At 68.4% G+C, this 18,140-nt stretch carries 20 protein-coding genes and 1 other RNA gene; 14 read left to right on the forward strand and 7 right to left on the reverse strand.

What is annotated here, in order from left to right; all coding sequences use genetic code 11:
• Positions 1-51 precede the first annotated feature (51 nt).
• Both ACFV9C_RS29430 and ACFV9C_RS29435 read left to right on the forward strand, forming a co-directional pair.
• The gene (locus tag ACFV9C_RS29430; RefSeq protein ID WP_380198760.1) at positions 52-678 is read left to right on the forward strand and encodes a peptidoglycan recognition family protein; all 627 of its coding nucleotides are present in this window, start codon (positions 52-54) and stop codon (positions 676-678) included.
• 63 nt (positions 679-741) lie between these two features.
• Entirely contained in the window at positions 742-1,383 is a 642-nt protein-coding gene (locus ACFV9C_RS29435; protein ID WP_380198761.1) for a dihydrofolate reductase family protein, read from the forward strand.
• Here the strand turns inward: ACFV9C_RS29435 and ACFV9C_RS29440 are convergent.
• The gene (locus ACFV9C_RS29440) at positions 1,370-2,527 is read right to left on the reverse strand and encodes a DUF418 domain-containing protein (protein WP_380198762.1); all 1,158 of its coding nucleotides are present in this window, start codon (positions 2,525-2,527) and stop codon (positions 1,370-1,372) included. The two genes, ACFV9C_RS29435 and ACFV9C_RS29440, sit on opposite strands and share 14 nt — an antisense overlap.
• 86 nt (positions 2,528-2,613) lie before the next feature.
• On the opposite strand from ACFV9C_RS29440, the gene ACFV9C_RS29445 reads away from it, so the two are divergent.
• From ACFV9C_RS29445 to ACFV9C_RS29460, 4 genes are all read left to right on the forward strand, one after another.
• Positions 2,614-3,249: a GNAT family N-acetyltransferase gene (locus ACFV9C_RS29445; RefSeq protein WP_380198763.1), complete on the forward strand. Its 636-nt coding sequence runs from the start codon at positions 2,614-2,616 to the stop codon at positions 3,247-3,249.
• A 238-nt stretch (positions 3,250-3,487) separates the two neighbouring features.
• On the forward strand, positions 3,488-5,260 hold the full coding sequence (locus tag ACFV9C_RS29450; RefSeq protein ID WP_380198764.1) for an NAD+ synthase: 1,773 nt from the start codon (positions 3,488-3,490) through the stop codon (positions 5,258-5,260).
• A 1,001-nt stretch (positions 5,261-6,261) separates the two neighbouring features.
• Positions 6,262-8,361 carry a 3-methyl-2-oxobutanoate hydroxymethyltransferase gene (panB, locus tag ACFV9C_RS29455; RefSeq protein WP_380198765.1) on the forward strand — a complete coding sequence of 700 codons (2,100 nt, stop codon included), beginning with the start codon at positions 6,262-6,264 and terminating at the stop codon, positions 8,359-8,361.
• Between the two features lie 118 nt (positions 8,362-8,479).
• Positions 8,480-10,081 (forward strand): alpha/beta fold hydrolase, encoded by a 1,602-nt coding sequence (locus tag ACFV9C_RS29460; protein ID WP_380198766.1) that lies wholly within the window; start codon positions 8,480-8,482, stop codon positions 10,079-10,081.
• Here ACFV9C_RS29460 and ACFV9C_RS29465 read toward each other — a convergent pair.
• Positions 10,061-10,960, reverse strand: coding sequence for an aldo/keto reductase (locus ACFV9C_RS29465; protein WP_380198767.1), 900 nt, complete (start codon positions 10,958-10,960; stop codon positions 10,061-10,063). The genes ACFV9C_RS29460 and ACFV9C_RS29465 overlap by 21 nt on opposite strands.
• A gap of 120 nt (positions 10,961-11,080) precedes the next feature.
• Here ACFV9C_RS29465 and ACFV9C_RS29470 point away from each other — a divergent pair, with 120 nt between their 5' ends.
• Positions 11,081-11,560 (forward strand): NUDIX hydrolase, encoded by a 480-nt coding sequence (locus tag ACFV9C_RS29470; protein ID WP_380198768.1) that lies wholly within the window; start codon positions 11,081-11,083, stop codon positions 11,558-11,560.
• Positions 11,561-11,563: 3 nt separating this feature from the next.
• On the opposite strand, the gene ACFV9C_RS29475 is transcribed toward ACFV9C_RS29470, so the two are convergent.
• On the reverse strand, positions 11,564-11,740 hold the full coding sequence (locus ACFV9C_RS29475; RefSeq protein ID WP_380198790.1) for a hypothetical protein: 177 nt from the start codon (positions 11,738-11,740) through the stop codon (positions 11,564-11,566).
• A 63-nt stretch (positions 11,741-11,803) separates the two neighbouring features.
• Positions 11,804-12,541, reverse strand: coding sequence for a helical backbone metal receptor (locus ACFV9C_RS29480; RefSeq protein WP_380198769.1), 738 nt, complete (start codon positions 12,539-12,541; stop codon positions 11,804-11,806).
• A 294-nt stretch (positions 12,542-12,835) separates the two neighbouring features.
• Between ACFV9C_RS29480 and ACFV9C_RS29485 the strand changes: the two genes are divergently transcribed.
• A complete protein-coding gene (locus ACFV9C_RS29485) occupies positions 12,836-13,456 on the forward strand; it encodes a hypothetical protein (RefSeq protein WP_380198770.1) in 621 nt (206 codons plus the stop codon).
• A gap of 64 nt (positions 13,457-13,520) precedes the next feature.
• Here ACFV9C_RS29485 and ACFV9C_RS29490 read toward each other — a convergent pair whose 3' ends face one another.
• A complete protein-coding gene (locus ACFV9C_RS29490; protein WP_380198771.1) occupies positions 13,521-13,709 on the reverse strand; it encodes a hypothetical protein in 189 nt (62 codons plus the stop codon).
• A 55-nt stretch (positions 13,710-13,764) separates the two neighbouring features.
• On the opposite strand from ACFV9C_RS29490, the gene map reads away from it, so the two are divergent.
• Positions 13,765-14,613 (forward strand): type I methionyl aminopeptidase, encoded by an 849-nt coding sequence (map, locus tag ACFV9C_RS29495; RefSeq protein ID WP_380198772.1) that lies wholly within the window; start codon positions 13,765-13,767, stop codon positions 14,611-14,613.
• On the forward strand, positions 14,610-14,993 hold the full coding sequence (locus tag ACFV9C_RS29500) for a GNAT family N-acetyltransferase (protein WP_380198773.1): 384 nt from the start codon (positions 14,610-14,612) through the stop codon (positions 14,991-14,993). Before map ends, ACFV9C_RS29500 begins: the two co-directional genes overlap by 4 nt.
• Here ACFV9C_RS29500 and ACFV9C_RS29505 read toward each other — a convergent pair.
• Both ACFV9C_RS29505 and ACFV9C_RS29510 read right to left on the reverse strand, forming a co-directional pair.
• Positions 14,981-15,430, reverse strand: a complete 450-nt coding sequence (locus tag ACFV9C_RS29505) for a GNAT family N-acetyltransferase (RefSeq protein ID WP_380198774.1) — start codon at positions 15,428-15,430, stop codon at positions 14,981-14,983. The genes ACFV9C_RS29500 and ACFV9C_RS29505 overlap by 13 nt on opposite strands.
• Positions 15,427-16,896, reverse strand: a complete 1,470-nt coding sequence (locus ACFV9C_RS29510; protein WP_380198775.1) for a S10 family peptidase — start codon at positions 16,894-16,896, stop codon at positions 15,427-15,429. The genes ACFV9C_RS29505 and ACFV9C_RS29510 overlap by 4 nt, the downstream gene beginning before the upstream one ends.
• A 32-nt stretch (positions 16,897-16,928) precedes the next feature.
• Between ACFV9C_RS29510 and ACFV9C_RS29515 the strand changes: the two genes are divergently transcribed.
• The 4 genes from ACFV9C_RS29515 to ACFV9C_RS29530 all read left to right on the forward strand — a co-directional run bounded on the left by ACFV9C_RS29515 (position 16,929) and on the right by ACFV9C_RS29530 (position 17,959).
• Positions 16,929-17,297 (forward strand): DUF952 domain-containing protein, encoded by a 369-nt coding sequence (locus ACFV9C_RS29515; RefSeq protein WP_380198776.1) that lies wholly within the window; start codon positions 16,929-16,931, stop codon positions 17,295-17,297.
• Between the two features lie 9 nt (positions 17,298-17,306).
• Positions 17,307-17,707: RNase P RNA component class A (rnpB, locus tag ACFV9C_RS29520), an RNA gene on the forward strand.
• A 19-nt stretch (positions 17,708-17,726) separates the two neighbouring features.
• On the forward strand, positions 17,727-17,897 hold the full coding sequence (locus tag ACFV9C_RS29525; RefSeq protein ID WP_380198777.1) for a hypothetical protein: 171 nt from the start codon (positions 17,727-17,729) through the stop codon (positions 17,895-17,897).
• The gene (locus tag ACFV9C_RS29530) at positions 17,837-17,959 is read left to right on the forward strand and encodes a hypothetical protein (RefSeq protein ID WP_380198786.1); all 123 of its coding nucleotides are present in this window, start codon (positions 17,837-17,839) and stop codon (positions 17,957-17,959) included. The genes ACFV9C_RS29525 and ACFV9C_RS29530 overlap by 61 nt, the downstream gene beginning before the upstream one ends.
• Positions 17,960-18,140 lie beyond the last annotated feature (181 nt).

The raw sequence follows: 18,140 nt of genomic DNA on the forward strand, positions 1-18,140 counted from the left end.
TAGGGAATTTTCCTATACATGACCGCCCCAGAAAATATCCAACGTGCCCGGATGTCCCGGCGTACCCTGCTCGGCGCTACCGCCGGCGGCGTACTGCTCGGCGGCATCACCCTGCCGACAACAGCACAGGCGGCGCCGGCGCCGCGATGCTACACGCGCACCGAGTGGTCGGCGCGCCCACCCAAGTCCCCCACCCAGGTGATCGGCAAGCCCGACCACATCGTCATCCACCACACCGCGAGCCCGAACGTCACCGACTACTCGCTGGCGGCGGCGTACAAGGTCCAGCACTGGATCCAGGACCTGCACATGGACACCAACGGCTGGATCGACATCGGCAACCAGCTCACGATCAGCCGCGGCGGCTTCCTGATGGAGGGCCGCAGCCAGTCGTTGTCCGCGATCAACAACGGCAAGAACGTGCTCGGCGCGCAGACCGCGAACAACAACAGCCACACGATCGGGATCGAGCACGAGGGCATCTACGTCGACGCGAACCCGACGACGGCGTTGTTCGACACGTCCGTGCTGACGTGCGCCTGGCTGTGCACGAAGTACGGCCTCGACCCGCACACCGCGATCGTCGGGCACCGCGACTACAACACGACCCAGTGCCCCGGCGACGTCTTCTACGCGCGCCTTCCGGAACTGCGGGACCGGGTGGCCGCGGTGCTTTGATGTCAAAGTGACGGTGGGTGCTCCGACTGGTGGGTGACAGCACCCAGACGGAGGAGCACTCACATGTCGCAGGTTCGGATTCACAACTTCTCGATCTCCCTGGACGGGTTCGGCACCGGCGAGGGCCAGTCCAGGGAGGCGCCGTTCGGTCACGCCGGCGAACGGCTCCACGAGTGGCTCGTCGGCACGCGGTTCTTCCACGCGATGGGCGGCAAGTCCGGCGGTACACAGGGCGTCGACAACGCGTTCGCGGAGCAGCACGAGCCCGGGATCGGCGCCGAGATCATGGGCGCCAACAAGTTCGGACCGCCCGGCTGGCAGGACGACTCCGACTGGACGGGATGGTGGGGTCCGAACCCGCCGTACCACTCGCCGGTCTTCGTCCTCACCCACCGGCCGCGCCAGTCGGTGGAGATGGCGGGCGGTACGACGTTCCACTTCGTCGACGCGACGCCTGCCGAGGTGCTGGCGCAGGCGCGTGCGGCGGCGGGTGATGCCGACGTACGGCTGGGTGGTGGGGCGACGGTGATCCGCGAGTTCCTGGCCGCGGGGCTGGTCGACTACATGCACCTGGCCGTAGTGCCGATCGTGCTCGGGCGCGGGGTGCGGGTGTGGGACGACCAGGAGTCGCTCGAGCAGAGCTTCGACATCGAGGCCGTGTCGTCGCCCGGCGGCGTCACCCACCTGAGCTTCACGCGGAAGTGAGCTTCGCGGGCCGTCCGTAGGTGATGCGGCGGATCAGCAGCTCGAACGGGCCGCGGTAGTTCGCACGGCGCATCCGGTCGGCCAGCAGTACGGTCCCGAGCCAGGTCGCGACCGCCAGGAGTGCGGTCGTGGTGGTGGTCAGCGTGTCCGAGAGATCGAGCAGGTACGGCGTGAACACCACGGCCCAGACGATCGACTGCGACAGGTAGCACGTGAGCGACCGCTGCCCGACGGCGGCGATCGCGCGGGTGATCGGTCGCTCGCCGACCCGGTGGGCGACCAGCACCAGCAACGCGGCGTACCCGAAGCCGCCGAACACACCGGTTGCGTCGTGCAACGGTCCGAGGATCGTCAGCGCGTGGTCGCTCGGCCGGGTCAGGACGCCGCCGACGACGAGCGACATCGGCAGTGCGCCGGCGACCGCGGTCGAGATGCCGAGCAGGGCCGTCGTACGGAGCAGGGTGAGGTGCTCGGCGGGGCGTTCGAGGATGCGGCGGCGGCCGGCCCAGAGGCCGATCAGGAACGGCGTGACGAAGCCGATCCAGCCGAGGCCGGCGATGACCGGCTGCACGGTGATCCGCTCGGCGAACTGGTCGAGGAAGCTGGTCGGCAGCATCGACGGGTCGGGGCCGTCGGCGGACGCGGAGAGCGCGTCGTTGCTCGGGAGTGCGGTGAGAACCAGGACGAACGCGGCGAGGACGAACAGCCAGCGGTCCTTCCAGCGCAGGACCACCACGCCGAGGAACAGCAGGACGCCGTACGCCGCGAGGATGTCGCCGACGTAGAGCAGCATCGCGTGCGCGAACCCGAGCACGATCAGGACCAGGCTGCGGCGCCAGAGCAGCTTGCGGATACCCCGGTCGTCGTTGCCGGTCTCGTGTTGGCGGCGGACGATCTGGGCGACGCCGTACCCGAAGAGGACGCCGAACATCGGGAATGCGCGGCCGTCGACGAACGTCGCGATCAGCGTGCCGAGGATCCGGTCGAGCGGCGACCCGTCGGTCGGGAAGCCGCCGAAGTACGCGGTGCCGGCGACGAAGTAGTGCGAGTTGGCCAGCGCGATGAACAGCAGCATGAAACCGCGGGCGAGGTCGGGGCCGAGGGCGCGTTCACGGAGTTCGGTCGGGCCGCCCTGGGTGTCCATGTCAGCCAGTCAAGCCGATCCGTGGCGCGGTCGCGTCCGACCAAAGTCCCCGCCGGGTGAACCTTCGTCGTTGTTCGATGGATCGCATGCACGACGAAGCCCTGACTCGTTGGCAGCGCGGATGGTCGGCCGCCCGCGGGTGGAACGACGCGCAGCGCGTCGACGACGTGACGGTGGTGCTGATCGGCGAACCGCAGCGCCGGGTCTCGTACGTCGCGACCGAACGGAACGCCGCGGCCGCGGCGCATCTCGCGCTGACCGACCGCAACCCGCCCGGTACGTCGTGGCTGACGATCGCGACCGCCGAACCCGAACGGCTGGCGGCCGAGCTGCTGCCGCTCGACATCGTCCGGACCGAGTGGCTGATGACGATCTCCCTTCCGGAGCAGGCACTCCACCCGGTGCCGGCGCCGTACGCCGTCGAGGTCACCGGCGGGCCGTCGCTGATCGACGTACAGATCTACGGGTACGGCGAACTCGCCGCCTCCGGCCGGATGTCGGTCCTGCACACCGGAGCCGTCGCCGACATGATCCAGACCGACCCCGCCCACCGCCGCCGCGGCCTGGCCCGCGCCGTCATGACCACCCTCGCCACCCACGCCGTAGCCCGCCACACCACCACCGCCCACCTCTCCGCCTCCCCCGAAGGCCACCCCCTCTACACCTCCCTAGGCTGGACCACCCTCACTCCCCTCCTAATAGCCCGAACGGCACCGTTGTGAACGGTTGTTTGAGACGACAGCTAGTGGTCGAACGACCCGCGCCTGTGGAGTTCTCGGTTATGGGATCACGTGGTGCGGATGCGGAGTGAGTACCCCCGGTTGGGGTGGGGGCAGTTGGTGGTGGACGGGGTGGAATCGGTGGAGGTGAACCTTGCGCGGGTCCGGGACTACATTCGGCGTACGTAAGAGGTTGGTGACAGGCGTGGGGTCGGGCCGGTCGACCCAGTAATGTGCTCCCGTGCCTCAGCTTCGGGTTGCTCTTGCTCAGATCGATGTGACCGTGGGTGACATCGACGGGAACACCGACAAGATCGTCGCGTGGACCCGGAACGCGGTCGAGCAAGGTGCGCACGTCGTCGCGTTCCCCGAGCTCGGGCTGACCGGGTATCCGGTCGAGGACCTGGCGCTGCGGGCGTCGTTCGTGGACGCGTCGCAGGCCAAGATCAAGAGCCTCGCGAAGCGGCTCGCCGACGAAGGGCTCGGCGACATCGTGGTGATCTGCGGCTACCTCGACCGGGCGAGCGGTACGGCGATGGGCATCGACCGGCTCGGCCGTCCGAAGGGCTCGCCGACCAACTCCGCCGCGGTCATCCACCAGGGCAACGTGGTCACCAGCGCGGTCAAGCACCACCTCCCGAACTACGGCGTCTTCGACGAGTTCCGGCACTTCGTCCCCGGCAACACGTTGCAGGTCGTCCGCGTGCACGGCATCGACGTCGCACTGGTGATCTGCGAGGACCTCTGGCAGGACGGCGGCCCGGTCGCCGTCACCCGGGAAGCCGGCGCGGGCCTGCTGCTCGTCGTCAACAGTTCGCCGTACGAGGCCAACAAGGACGACGTCCGCGGCGATCTCGTCCGCCGTCGCGCCCGCGAGGCCGGCTGTGCGCTCGCGTACGTGAACCTCGTCGGCGGGCAGGACGAACTCGTCTTCGACGGCGACTCGCTGGTCGCGGACGCCGACGGCACGGTCATCGCGCGCGCCCCGCAGTTCGAGCAGGGCAGCATGATCGTCGACCTCGACCTCCCCGCCGCCTCCGGTACGCCGTCCGGTACGCACGAGGGCATCGAGATCGTGCACACCGTGCTGCAGTCCGACGAGCTCGCGCCGTACGACGCGATGACGCCGAGCATCGCACCGCGGCTCTCGGACGAGGCCGAGATGTACGGCGCGATCGTGCTCGGGCTGCGCGACTACGTCCAGAAGAACGGGTTCAAGTCCGTGCTGCTCGGACTGTCCGGCGGCATCGACTCCTCGCTGGTCGCCGCGATCGCCTGCGACGCGATCGGCGCCGAGCACGTGGTCGGGATCTCCAACCCGAGCGTGTACTCCAGCGACCACTCCAAGGACGACGCCGCCGAGCTCGCCGCCCGTACCGGCCTGAACTACCGGGTGATCCCGATCCAGCCGATGGTGCAGCCGTTCCTCGACACGCTCGGGCTGACCGGGCTCGCCGAGGAGAACCTGCAGGCCCGGGTACGCGCGGTGATCTGGATGGGCCTGTCGAACTCCGACGGCCACCTGGTACTTGCCTGCGGCAACAAGTCGGAGCTGTCCGTCGGGTACTCCACGATCTACGGCGACGCGGTCGGCGGGTACGCGCCGCTGAAGGACCTGCCGAAGACACTCGTCTGGCGGCTCGCGAAGTGGCGCAACGAGGACGCGAAGGCACGCGGGCAGCAGCCGCCGATCCCGGAGAACTCGATCGTGAAACCGCCGTCCGCGGAGCTCCGCCCCGGACAGCAGGACACCGACTCGCTGCCGCCGTACGACCTGCTCGACGACATGCTGGACGACTACGTCGAGCAGGACCGCGGCAGCGCGGAACTGGTCACAGCCGGATTCGACGCCGAGCTGGTCACGAAGGTGATCCAGCTCGTCGACAGAGCGGAGTACAAGCGCCGGCAGTACCCACCGGGCCCGAAGCTGACCCACAAGGCCTTCGGGCGGGACCGCCGGTTGCCGATCACCAATGCATGGCGTGAGGACGCACGGAAGGCAGCCGAGCACTGAGCGACTCCTGGCGATACCGCCCATCCCAAGAATCCACGTGGGGCTCCACCGAGGAGCCCGGCTCCGGCGCGCCCGGCGGCTCGTCCACGGCCGGTGGCGCTTACCCTCCGCGACGGTGGGACGATGACGGTATGGTTGACAACTACCTGTCGGCCGGTACCCCTGGCGAAGACGAAGGTTCGCCGTACGGGACCGGACCGAAGAACCAGGCAGCCGACGACAACCGCCGCTCGGACTACGACAACGACAGTTGGCGGGACCGCGGTCCCGTCCTCGACCCGTCTCCGTCGTTGCCGAACGCACCCCGGACGTACGAACGCGGGCCGGTGCCGCAGCAGCCGTACGTTCCGAAACCGCCGTACTTGCCGACTGCTCCACCACCGCCCGGGCAGCAGCCGTACTACGAGCCGGCGCGGGAAGAACAGAACCCGTTCCGCCCGCAGCAACCGCCGGCCCAGGGCCGGCCTAGCCCGTTCGGTCCGGGGGCCAGCAACACGACACCGCAGAGGCCGCCGTCGAGCAGCCCGTTCGCACCTCAGAACAACGGCTCGGCCGGCAATGGGGTCAGTGGTGACGCGTGGAACGGTGGTGCCGGTAGCAATGGGGTCAGTGGTGACGGGTGGAACGGTGGTGCCGGTAGCAACGGGTTGAGCAGCAACGGGCTGCCTCCGCAGCAGCCGCCGCGTCCGCCGCAGCGCTTGCAGCCGCCTGCACAGCGACCGCCGGAGTCCCCAGAACCCCCGCGCCGACACGAACCAGGCCCCGGCCCGGACCCCAGCTGGGGCCAGTCATCCCGCCCCCCACAGCCGTGGGAGAACCAGAACCCACCACGCGATCAGTACGACGGTCGCGCACCGGAGAGTCGCGCACCGGAGGGTCGCGCACCGGAGGCGGGTCGCGCACAGGAGGGTCGCGCACCGGAGGCAGGTCGCGCACAGGAGGCAGGTCGCGCACAGGAGAGTCGCGCACAGGAGCCGGGTCGCATGCAGGAGCCGGGTCGCATGCAGGAGCCGGGTCGCACCGAGGACCCCGCGGACGCGTTCAGCACCCGCTGGTCCCTCGACCAGCCCGACGACCAGCCCGCTCCCCGCCACCCCGACCCGAACGACGCAGCCCGCGCCTACGGCACCGGCCGCTCCCAAGAAGCAGCCCGGGCATCCCAAGACCCCCAACGGACCGACACCCGCCGCACCAACGACGGCCCACCCAACACGGCCCCACAGAACGGCCTCCCCCCACAGACCTCCCGCCCGGCAGACGAGGGCGCACCACGTGCGGACAGCACCCCCGCACAGAACGGCCTGCAGCCACACGACCCACGCCCCACGGACGACACGCGCAGACCATACGGCGACGTACCACCGGCGGGCTCTGCCCACTCGCAGAACGGGTTGCCTTCGCGCGAGCCGCGTCCTGTGGAGGATGGGCGTGGGCAGAACGGGTTGCAGCAACGCGACTCGCGCTCCGAGGAGGACGCGCGCCGGTCGAACGGCGACGTACCGCAGGCGGACTCCGGCCGGTCGCAGAACGGGTTGCCGTCGCGTGATGGTCGGCCTGTGGAGAACAACTCGTCTGGGTACGCCGATGTGCGGCCGGGCAGCTACGGGCAGAACGGGGTGCCGGGACGCGACGCTGGTCGTGGGCCGGAGGTCGCCGGTGCGGACGTCCGGCGCGAGCAGGACACCGCCGGCCCGCGGGACGCTGCCGGCCCGCGGGACGCTGCCGGCCCGCGGGACGCTGCCGGCGGGCAGGACTCTCAGCGTGGGCAGGATGAGCTGCGTGCACCGGGCGGTTCGCGTGGGCAGGATGAACTGCGTGCACCTGGCAGTTCGCGTGGGCAGGATGACGTGCGTGCAGCAGGCGGTTCGCCTGGGCAGGCAGCTGGTGCTGGGCATAGTGGGTTGCCTGGGGTGGGTGAGGAGTTGCCGGAGGATACGCGGCCTCAGGAGATTCGGCTTCGGGGTGAGGTTGCGCCGCGGGAGTCGGGGCGTGGGGCGGACAACGGGTATTTGACGGATCCGAGTGCTGAGTACGAGATCGACTCGCCGGTGAGTGAATCCGGTGCTGGTCGGCCGGTCGGGGCTCGGCGGCGGGCGGGTGTGCAGCAGGATGCGCCCAGTCAGGTGACGGCTGAGCAGGTCACCTCGCATCGGGCTGCTCGTCGCGCATACCAGGCGCCTGGATCTGGCGAAACGCCGGAGAACAACACGTCAGCAGCCAGCGGCACCCCTCGTGAGTCGGGCGAGGCTGAGGTTTCGCCGTACGGCGGGCCAAAGAAGACGGCCGCCCAGGGTGACAGCAAGCGGCCGCGGCGGTACCGGGTGCATCACCTGCGGGACTTCAAGAACCGCGGTGAGAAGTGGGCGATGCTCACGGCCTACGACCAGTACACCGCCGAGATCTTCGACCAGGCGGGCATTCCTGTCCTGCTCGTCGGCGACTCCGCGGCGAACAACGTCTACGGCTACTCCTCCACCCTCCCTGTCACGGTCGACGAACTGATCCCCCTCGCCCGCGCAGTGGCCAACGCGGCCCAGCACGCCCTGGTAGTCGCGGACCTCCCGTTCGGTTCCTACCAGGCATCACCGGAGCAGGCGTTCCACACCGCCGTACGGTTCATGAAGGAAGCCGGCGTACACGCGGTCAAACTCGAGGGCGGCCGCACCATGGTGCCGATGGTGGAGAAGCTCACCCAGTCCGGCATCCCGGTGATGGCGCATATCGGGTTCACGCCGCAGAGCGAGCACAGCATCGGCGGGTACCGCGTGCAGGGTCGCGGCGATCAAGCCGCCGGCCTCATCGACGACGCGGGCGCGCTGGCCGCGGCGGGTGCGTTCTCGGTGGTGCTCGAGATGGTGCCGGGTGATGTCGCGGGCGAGATCACGAAGCGGATCCCGATCCCGACGATCGGCATCGGCGCGGGGCGCGACACCGACGCGCAGGTGCTGGTCTGGCAGGACATGGCGGGGCTGCGGGCGGGCACGATGCCGCGGTTCGTGAAGCAGTACGCCGACCTGCGCGGCATCCTCACCAACGCGGCCACGACGTACGCCGCCGAGGTCGCGAACGGCATGTTCCCGGGAGACGAACACACCTTCTGACGCGCAGTGATGAGACGGTAGCGCTCCGGAAGCACGGGTCGAACCCTTGTCCGTCCCGACATCGCAGGTTCAGGATGTTGGGCGGCAAAGGGGGCCGCGTGGAGGGGTGTGGAACGGGATGATCCGTCGATTCGTTGTTGCCGCAGGGGTTTCGTTCGCGTTGGTGGCTGGGGCGATGACGTCGCTGCCGGCGGCGACCGCCGTTCCGGACCGGGCGAAACCGTCGGGCTACACGCCACCGCCGATCACCTGGGGTGCGTGCGCGAGCGCAGGCCTGACCAGGCGTGGTGCGCAGTGCGGGTTCGTCGAAGTACCGCTGGACTACAGCCATCCGGACGGCACGAAGCTCGAACTCGCGGTGTCGCGTATCAAGCACAAGACGCCCGACGCGCAGGCGCAGGGCCCGATGCTGGTGAACCCGGGCGGTCCGGGTGGCTCCGGGCTGACGCTGTCGGTCCTGGGCGGGTTCGTCCCGAACAACGGCGGCGATCCGTACGACTGGATCGGGTTCGATCCGCGCGGTGTCGGCTCGAGTCTGCCGTCGCTGCACTGCATCGCGGACTACGCCGGCTACAACCGCCCGTTCTACATCCCGGTGACGCGGCAGGTCGAGCAGGTGTGGATCAACCGCTCCAAGGCGTACGCGAAGGCCTGTGACAGCAACCAGCACGCGCTGCTCGGGCACTTGACCACGCTGGACTCGGTGCGCGACATGGAGAGCATCCGCAAGGCGCTCGGTGCACCGCAGATCAACTACTACGGCTTCTCGTACGGCACGTACCTCGGCCAGGTGTACGTGACGCTGTACCCGGACCGCCTGCGCCGTGCGGTCTTCGACGGCGTCGTGAACGCGACCCGCGTCTGGTACCAGGCCAACCTCGACCAGGACGTCGCGTTCAACAAGAGCGTCAAGGTGTTCTTCGCGTACGTCGCCGCGCACGACTCCACGTGGCACCTCGGGACCACCGAGGCCGCGGTCGAATCGCAGTACTACAAGCAACTCGCGAAGCTGGTCGGGCATCCTGCTGACGGCAAGATCGGCCCCGACGAGTGGACCGACATCTTCACGCAGGCGGCGTACTACGTGTACGGCTGGGTTGACATCGCGGACGCGTTCGCGGCCTGGGTCCACGACGGCAACGCCGCGCCGCTGGTGTCGTTGTACGGCGGCCCGCCGTTCGACGACAACCTGCTCGCGGTGTACCTCGGGGTGTCCTGCACCGATGCGAAGTGGCCGACGAACTGGAACACGTGGCGCCACGACAACTGGAACTACTTCGCGAAGGCGCCGTTCCTGACCTGGGCGAACGCGTGGTTCAACGCACCGTGCGCGTTCTGGCCGGTGAAGGCAGGGCACCCGGTGAAGGTCGACGGCAGCCGGGTCAAGAGTCTGCTGCTGATCAACGAGACCCTCGACGCGGCCACGCCGTACTCGGGCGCCCTGCAGACGCGGAAGACGTTCCCGCACTCGGTGCTGATCGAGGGCGTCGGCGGTACGACGCACGCCGGCTCGCTGTCCGGCGTCTCGTGCACCGACGACCGCATCGCGGCGTACCTGCTGACCGGAGCGCTCCCCGCACGGGTGCCGGGCAACCGGTCCGACGTGCAGTGCGATCCGGTGCCCGCGCCGCAACCGACCGCCGCGCTGAGTCCCGCGGCGTCCAGCCCGGGGGCTCAGCGGCAGGCGCTCACGCGGCTGCTAGATCCACGGCAGCGCTGACCGTTCGGTCCAGTACTCCTCGGGTTGCTGTACGAACTCGAGGAGCGGACCGTCGACGTGGTAGGCGAGATTGCTCTCGAGCTGTTCGGCCGTGGTGGCTCCGCTGAGGACGACGTCCGCCCAAGGTTGAGCCACCGCGGCACCGAGCGCCACCGCGTCCGGCGTCACGCCGTGCTGGTGCGCGAACTCGTTGAACGGCGTCTCGCCGGCGCGCGCCGTCAACCGCCCGTTCGCGACCGCTTCCTTGACCACGACGAACCAGCCGGCGTCGTGCGCTTCGGCGAGCGCCGCGCCGGCCGACGTCTCCAGTACGTTCCAGGTCGCCTGCACGGCGGAGAACGGCGTGCCGGATGCGAGTGCCTTGCGAAGCGTCTCGGCCTGCCGCGGACCGCTCGTGGAGAGACCGACGCGTACGCCGGTGTCCGCCAACTCGCGCAGGCGATCCAGCAAACGCTTGTCCCCCAGCGCCGGGCTGTCTGTGGTCAGGCTGTGGACGAGGTAGAAGTCGGGCCGCCCACCGAGCGCTCGCAAGGTCTCCGGCCATTGCCGTTCGAACGTCGCGAGGCTGTGGTTCTTCACCTCGTGCGTGTCCGCGTCGTGCCGCCAGTCGGCGACGTACGTGTAGCCCCACTTCGACCCGACGGTCAGTTGGCTGCGGCGTTCCGGTGTCAGCCAGCTGCCGAGAAACTCTTCGGCAAGTCCGTACGAACGCGCGGCGTCGAAGTACCGAACACCTGCTTTCCACGCCTGCTCGAGCAGCTCGTGCGTCCGCGCGCGCAGGTCCTCGACCGCACGCCGCGGCGGCAGGTCCTCGTCGTGACCGAGGTTGATGTAGCCGGGACGCCCCAGCGCCGCGAGCCCTAGCCCAATCGTTGCCATGTCCCGATCCTCCCACTCGGCTCTGGTCTTCCTTCCTTCCTCTAGGGCTTTTGGCAACCACTGTGAGACGCGCCGCACTGGACGACGTACCACCTGCATTGTCCTTTAGCGTTTTGTGGTGTGACGGAATCTACGGTTCGGCGGCGGACAACCGCCCGCGTACTGCCGGTGCGCCCGGACGGCAGGGTCCTGCTGCTGCACGGCTGGGACCCGCTGAAGCCGGACACGACGTACTGGTTCACGATCGGCGGCGGGGTTGAGGACGGCGAGACGCTCGCCGCCGCGGCCTGCCGGGAACTGCGCGAGGAGGTCGGGATCGTGCTGCCGGCCGCCGAGCTCGGTACTCCGTTCGCGACCAACACGATCGAGTTCGAGTACAGCGGCAGCCGGATCATCCAGGCGCAGACGTTCTACGCGGTCGCGGTGGACCGCGTCGACGTGACGTTCGCGAACCAGGAGGAGCTCGAGCAGCAGACGATCAGCGAACACGGCTGGTGGTACGGCGACGACCTCGAGGCGACCGGTCTGGCCGCGCACGTGACGATCCCCGGGCTGCTCCGGCAGGCGACGGACGCGATCACGTTGCGCCGGGCGTCCTGAGCTTCAGCGCGCGCGAGCTTCCTTGAGGACCTTCTTCGGGACCTTCTTGTCCACCTTGTAGTGCACGCGATCGAGCCGCTCGGCGCAGCCTGCCTTGGACAGGCGCATCAGGACCACCGGGCACTTCTTGCACCTCGGCTTGTCCTTGCAGCACTTCTTCTTCGCGGTCATCGACGGCACCCGGCGAGCGTAGGTGAGGCATACCTAACCCGTCCAGTCGTCGAGCGGTGATCGTGGCGGACGTCACGCCAGCTGTCCGCTCAGCACGGCGCGCGCCTCGACGAGTGACGGTCCGTACCAGGTCAGATGCCGGCCGGACACGCACTTCGCGGGTTCGCCGAACGCCTCCGGTCCGTCGTCCGGCGAAAACGCGTACGGCTCGTCCGGCAGTACGACGACGTCGTACTCCGGTAACGCGTCCGGATCGAATCGCGGATAGCGTTCACCGGATTCTCTCAGCACGTTGTCGATACCAATACGCGCGAGCAGATCGCCGGCGAACGTGTCCCGGCCGAGCGCCATCCATGGTCTACGCCAGATCGGTATCACCGCGCGCCGGCGCATTCCGTCGTACGGCGAACTCCAGACCGCGCGCGCTTCCCGCAACCACTCCGGTTCGGCGCCGGCGATCGCGGACAGCATGCGGCCGAGTGAGTCGAGTGATTCGGGAACCGTCGTCGGCGCGGTCACCCAGACCGCGATTCCGGCGGCCCGCAACGCGTCGAGATCGACGGCACGATTCTCTTCGGCGTTCGCGAGGACGACGTCCGGCGCGAGTGCGCGGATGGTCGAGAGATCAGGATTCTTCGTACCGCGGACACGGGTCACGTCGAGGTCCGCGGGATGCGTACACCAGTCGGTCGCACCAACGATTTTGCCGACGTCGGTGGCCGCGACCGACTCGGTCAGCGACGGCACGATGCTGACCACGCGACGCACCTCGCGTGGTAGCTCGACGACGTTGCGCAGGTCGTCGTACATGCTCCTCAACTCCTCCTCCGGCAAGGACGTTGCCGAGGACAACACTCGCCGATCCGGCACTTTCGGGGCCAAAAGCGCCGCGTGTCGCGAAGAAAATATTCCACCGATCCGGCATGCTCGACCCGCGGCGGAATCCCTTCATTACAAGGATGTTCGGCATTTGTGCCAGTGTACGCCGCCAGTTCGCCTTAGCGTGCGGACGTTTCCGGTGCTTTACGTAGCGCACAAGTGTTGTCATCATCATGACGACGAGGAATCCACCGTGGTTTTCCTCAGCCGCACCAAGGAGGCAGAGTGCCAGCCAAGAAGGCAGCCGCAGGGAAGGCGACAGCCAAAAAGGCTTCTCCCGCCAAGAAGACTGTCGCGAAGAAGACCGGCGCCGCGAAGACGACCACCGCGCGCAAGGTCAGCGCAGCAAAGAAGACAGCGACGAAGAAGGTGAGTGCGGCCAAGAAGACCGCGGCCACGAAGACGGTGGCGAAGAAGGCTCCGGCCAAGAAGGTCGTGGCCCGGAAGACCACCGCGAAGAAGGCTGTCGCGAAGAAGGCTCCGGCCAAGAAGGTCGCCGCGAAGAAGACCACCGCGGCGAAGAAGACGACGGCCACGAAGGCGCCGGCTAAGCGCACCACCGCTGCCCGGAAGACAACGGCTGCTGCGAAGAAGACGACGGCCGCGAAGCGGACCACCGCCGCCAAGAAGGCACCGGCGAAGACCGCAGCCAAGAAGACCACGGCCCGCAAGACGGTCGCGAAGAAGGCCCCGGCCACGAAGGCCGCCGCCAAGAAGACCGTCGCGAAGAAGGCACCCGCGAAGCGCGTCGCCGCGAAGAAGGCGCCGGCCCGCACGGCTGCCAAAAAGGCGCCGGCTCGCAAGGCTCCGGCCCGCAAGGCCGCGGCCAAGCGCGTCGCCCGCTGACGTCAGCAACAGCCGAGGGGCACCACCGCATCGGTGGTGCCCCTCGGCCTGTGTTGAGGAGAACTCAGTCCTCGTCCCACTTGGGGTCGTTGTCCCAGTTCTCGTTGCGTTCCTGGACCTTCTCCAGCGCGCGGGCGGCTTCCTCCGGCGAGCTGTACGGCCCGAGCCGGTCCCCCGACTTGGCGCCTTGATAAGGCTCCACCTTGCCGGTCTTCGTGTTGTAGTACCACTCGTTGCTGTGATCGTCACTCATCTGGATGACCACCTCCTGGGAGTCGTTTCGCAGCGCTCTCTAGAATGATCTCACCATGTCGATTCTTACTGCTGGCGTCATTTCGCCGCGCCGCGACGTACCTGCTTCCATCGTCCGCCCGGAATACGTCGGCAAGCCGGCGCCGGCGCCGTTCGACGGATCGTACGTGACCCCGCCGGAGCTGATCGAGAAGATGCGGGTGGCGAGCACACTGGCCGCGCGGGCGTTGCAGGCGGTCGGTGCGGCGGCGAAGCCGGGCGTGACCACCGACGAACTGGACGCGGTCGGGCACGAGTACCTGATCGAGCGCGGCGCGTACCCGTCGACGCTCGGCTATCGCGGGTACCCGAAGTCGTTGTGTACGTCGGTCAACGAGGTGATCTGCCACGGCATCCCCGACGATCGGCCGCTCGCGGACGGCGACATCGTCAACGTCGACATCACGGCATACCTGGACGGCGTGCACGGCGACACCAACGCGACCTTCCTGGTCGGCGACGTCGACGAGGAGAGCCGGCTGCTGGTCGAGCGCACCCTGGAGGCGCTGAACCGCGGCATCAAGGCGGTCAAGCCCGGGCGCAAGGTGAGCATCATCGGGCGCGTGATCGAGTCGTACGCGAAGCGGTTCGGGTACGGCGTGGTCCGCGACTTCACCGGCCACGGGATCTCGACGTCGTTCCACTCCGGGCTGATCATCCCGCACTACGACGACGAGCGGTTCGACGACGTGATCGAGCCCGGGATGACGTTCACGATCGAGCCGATGCTGACGCTGGGCTCGTACGACTACGACCTGTGGGACGACGGCTGGACCGCGACCACCAAGGACAAGTCGCGCACCGCGCAGTTCGAGCACACGCTGGTGGTGACCGGCACCGGCGCCGAAGTACTCACCTTGCCGTGAACATCACGCGGTACGCCGAACCGCATCTCGCGGGCATCCTCGCGCTGTGCGAGTCCGAGGGCTGGCCGAGTCTCCCTGCCGACCCCACGCGCGCCCACACCGTCCTGACAGCTCCTGGCGTCACGACAGTGGTCGCGCTCGACGGGGAGCAGGTGATCGGCTTCGCCTACCTGCAGAGCGACGGCCACATCCAGGCCCACCTGTCGATGATGGCCGTGCACGCTTCCTATCGCCGCAAGGGCGTCGGCCGGGCGCTCCTCGAGTACGCCCACCCGCTGACCGGCGCCCAACGCATAGACCTGGTCACCGACACCGCCGAAGACTTCTACGCCTCCTTCGAACACCGTACCTTCAGCGGCTTCCGCATCTACCCTTCCTGAAACCCGAACGACCGGTAGAGCTGCATCGCCGGCGCATTGCCCGGGTCGACCCGCAGTGCGACGGTGACTGCCGAGCAGGTGCTGAGAAGCAGCTTCGCGATCCCCCGCCGTCGGTGCGAACGCGCCGTGAACAGCTCGATGACGAACGGACAGTCAGGGGCGTCCGGCCACGGTGCGCGTTCTACTACGAGAAATGCGCCGACGAGTTGATCGCCTGCGAACGCCAGTTGGCTGCGCGTGAGTACGCCGTACCCGTTCTCGAAGGTCAGGGCGATGTCCTCGAGCGCTTCCTCGAGGTTTGCTGAGGCGACGCCCGGGTCGTACGACTCGTAGTACAGCCGGCCGAGTGCCACGGAGTCGGTCACCGCCGGCGGACGCAGTACGACGCCGGGGATGTCGGGCGTCGGTACTGCGTTCGCCGGGCGGAGCAGGATCATCGGTTGGAGGACGCCGTGATGAACGCGCCGAGGTCGGCGGCCTGCTGGATGCGGGACTGTTCGTGGACGTACATCATGTGGCCGGCCGGGTAGTACTTCGTCTCGATGTTGCCGGCCAGCTCCGCCGGGATCTGCAGGCGGGCCAGCGTCGACTCGGTGGCGAAGTACGGCGTCGCACCGTCGTAGTGGCCGGACGCGACGTACACCTTCAGGTGCGGGTTCACCCGCATCGCCTCGGCGAGCTTCTCCGCGACCGTGATCTGCTGGCCCTCGAACTCCTTGAACGACCAGTTCTTCGCGGCGTCCATGCTCATGATCTCGTACGGTACGTCGTTCTCGTACCCGAGCTCGACCCGCACGTAGTGGTTCAGCGCCGCCGAATACGGACCGGTGATCGCGTTCATCGACGGGTCGCGGTCCTGCCGCTCGCCTCCGGAGTCCGGGTCCCAGCCGGTGAAGCGGCCGTCGATCCGGCCCACGATCAGCCGCCGCGCCCGCAGCAGTTCGGCGAAGAACCGGCCGTGCTCGATCCGCAGGTTCACCCGGTCGACGTAGTCCTCGGAGAGCCCGGTCAGCTGCGCCAGCCGGGTGACCACCTCGGCCCGGTAGTCCGCCGGGATCCTGTTGCCCTGGGCAAGCGCATTCGGGTACCGTCCGGCCGCGAACCGCTCCGCGTCGGCGAGCAGTTCGGCCAGCTCCCGGTCCGGGACCATCCCGTGGTAGTGCGCGATCGCGGCGTACGTCGGCAGGAACAACGTGTACGGCAGGTCGTTGCCCGGCGTGAAGTCGAGCGTCCCGAACTCCAGCACCACCGAGATCAGCATCACGCCGTTCAGGTACATCCCGTACCGCTGCTGCAGGTGCGCCGCCAGCCCGGCCGCCCGCGTCGTACCGTAGGACTCCCCCGCCAGGAACTTCGGCGACATCCAGCGCCCGTTCCGCGACGTCCACAGCCGGATCACCTCGCCGACCGACTCCAGGTCCCGGGTGAACCCGTGGTAGTCCGCCGGCTTCTCCCCCTCCGCGGCCCGCGAGAACCCGGTCGACACCGGGTCGATGAACACCACGTCGCTGTACTTCAGCAGCGTCTCCGCGTTGTCGACGAGCTCGTACGGCGGCGGCGCGAGCTCACCCACGTCACCCGACACCACCCGGCGCGGACCGAGCAGCCCGAGGTGCAGCCACAGGCTCGACGACCCCGGCCCGCCGTTGAACGCGAACGTCACCGGACGGTCCTTGGCTTTCGCGTCGTCCAGCGTGTACGCCGTGAGGAACACCTCGGCCTTCGGCTTCAGGCCCTCGAACTTGGCGTCGGTGTACACCTCCTCGCGGAGCACGATCCGCCCGGTGGTCGCGGTGTACCGCAACTCCTGCCCGTCGACGGTCAGCGTGTGCTGCGTGGTGACCAGGTCGTCGGTCGGCTCCGCAGGCTTGCTCTCGGTCTCCGTCTGCTCCTCGTTGGCCATGTCAGGCACCCTAATCCACTAGCGTTGGGTCCATGGCGACGATTTTTCATATCGCGTTTCCGGAGCAGTGGGAGGCGGCCGTGGAGGCCGGCTGTTACCGGTGGTCGACGCGCGGCAAGAGCCTCGACGACGGCGCGACGTTCATCCACGCCTCCCGCCCGGACCAGGTCGCGATGGTGGCGAACTTCGCGTACGACGACGTCGCCGTACCGCTGTGCCTGCTGGTGATCGACACGGCCAAGCTGGTGTCGGCGCTGTGTGACGAGGACCTGGACGGGACCGGGATGAGCTTCCCGCACATCTACGGGCCGTTGAACCTGGACGCGGTGGTCGACGTACGGCCGTATCTGCGCGGTCCGGACGGCCTGTGGCCGGAGGTGCCGGCGGAGGCCGTATCCTGAGGTACGGAACGGGTCGGTCGGGCGATCGCGTCGCCCTTTGCAGAGGGCGCCGAGGAAAGTCCGGACTCCACAGGGCAGCGTGGTGGGTAACGCCCACCCGGGGCAACCCGCGGGACAGTGCCACAGAGAACAGACCGCCAGCGGCTCCGGTGAACCCCGTGGTTCACAGGAGTGCGGGTGAGGGTGAAACGGTGGTGTAAGAGACCACCAGCTCCGCAGGTGACTGCGGAGGCTAGGTAAACCCCACGTGGAGCAAGGCCAAGAAGGGCGGCGGGAAACCACCGCTCGCGCGAGCGTTCGAGGGCGGCCCGCCCGAGCTCGCGGGTAGGCCGCTGGAGGTGCCCGGCAACGGTCACCGTAGATGGATGATCGCACTCGACAGAATCCGGCTTACATGACCGGCCCGTTCCCCCCTCCGAAAGGACCCGCATGCCCGGCCGCCTGATCGCCCTGGTCGGCACCTCGAGCGTCGGCAAGTCCACCACCGCCCACTCGAAGCGATCGAAGAACGTGAACTCCACCGCCACCACGGACGCCACCTGGGCAACGCCCGCGGCCACTACGGCCACGGCATGGAAGGTCCGTTCGACCTCGTCCTAGACACCACCACCCTCGCTCCCGAAGAACGAGCTGCTGCGATCGCAGAGGCCGTAACGCCTTAGTTGCAAAGCGGGTCGCGAGGCAAGCGATGCGGCCGCGCGGGTGTCGTGGATTGACGGGTTGGGGAGGATTATGTGCCGATCTGGGGGGGCGGGTTCAGGTGATTGTTGCAACGCCTGATTGTTGGAGGGTGTTGTGGCGGTGAAGCTGTCGGAGGAATGTCGGCGGGTGGTGCTGGATCTG

The sequence above is a fragment of the Kribbella sp. NPDC059898 genome, assembly GCF_042730855.1.
Lineage (GTDB): Bacteria > Actinomycetota > Actinomycetes > Propionibacteriales > Kribbellaceae > Kribbella.

Coding starts and splice junctions, on each gene's coding strand:
- ACFV9C_RS29510 (WP_380198775.1), bottom strand. CDS start 16,896: ATGGCCAACGAGGAGCAGACGGAGACCGAGAGCAAGCCTGCGGAGCCG.
- ACFV9C_RS29460 (WP_380198766.1), top strand. CDS start 8,480: ATGATCCGTCGATTCGTTGTTGCCGCAGGGGTTTCGTTCGCGTTGGTG.
- ACFV9C_RS29505 (WP_380198774.1), bottom strand. CDS start 15,430: ATGATCCTGCTCCGCCCGGCGAACGCAGTACCGACGCCCGACATCCCC.
- panB (WP_380198765.1), top strand. CDS start 6,262: ATGCAGGAGCCGGGTCGCACCGAGGACCCCGCGGACGCGTTCAGCACC.
- ACFV9C_RS29480 (WP_380198769.1), bottom strand. CDS start 12,541: ATGTACGACGACCTGCGCAACGTCGTCGAGCTACCACGCGAGGTGCGT.
- ACFV9C_RS29445 (WP_380198763.1), top strand. CDS start 2,614: ATGCACGACGAAGCCCTGACTCGTTGGCAGCGCGGATGGTCGGCCGCC.
- ACFV9C_RS29435 (WP_380198761.1), top strand. CDS start 742: ATGTCGCAGGTTCGGATTCACAACTTCTCGATCTCCCTGGACGGGTTC.
- map (WP_380198772.1), top strand. CDS start 13,765: ATGTCGATTCTTACTGCTGGCGTCATTTCGCCGCGCCGCGACGTACCT.
- ACFV9C_RS29430 (WP_380198760.1), top strand. CDS start 52: ATGTCCCGGCGTACCCTGCTCGGCGCTACCGCCGGCGGCGTACTGCTC.
- ACFV9C_RS29525 (WP_380198777.1), top strand. CDS start 17,727: ATGCCCGGCCGCCTGATCGCCCTGGTCGGCACCTCGAGCGTCGGCAAG.
- ACFV9C_RS29490 (WP_380198771.1), bottom strand. CDS start 13,709: ATGAGTGACGATCACAGCAACGAGTGGTACTACAACACGAAGACCGGC.
- ACFV9C_RS29440 (WP_380198762.1), bottom strand. CDS start 2,527: ATGGACACCCAGGGCGGCCCGACCGAACTCCGTGAACGCGCCCTCGGC.
- ACFV9C_RS29515 (WP_380198776.1), top strand. CDS start 16,929: ATGGCGACGATTTTTCATATCGCGTTTCCGGAGCAGTGGGAGGCGGCC.
- ACFV9C_RS29465 (WP_380198767.1), bottom strand. CDS start 10,960: ATGGCAACGATTGGGCTAGGGCTCGCGGCGCTGGGGCGTCCCGGCTAC.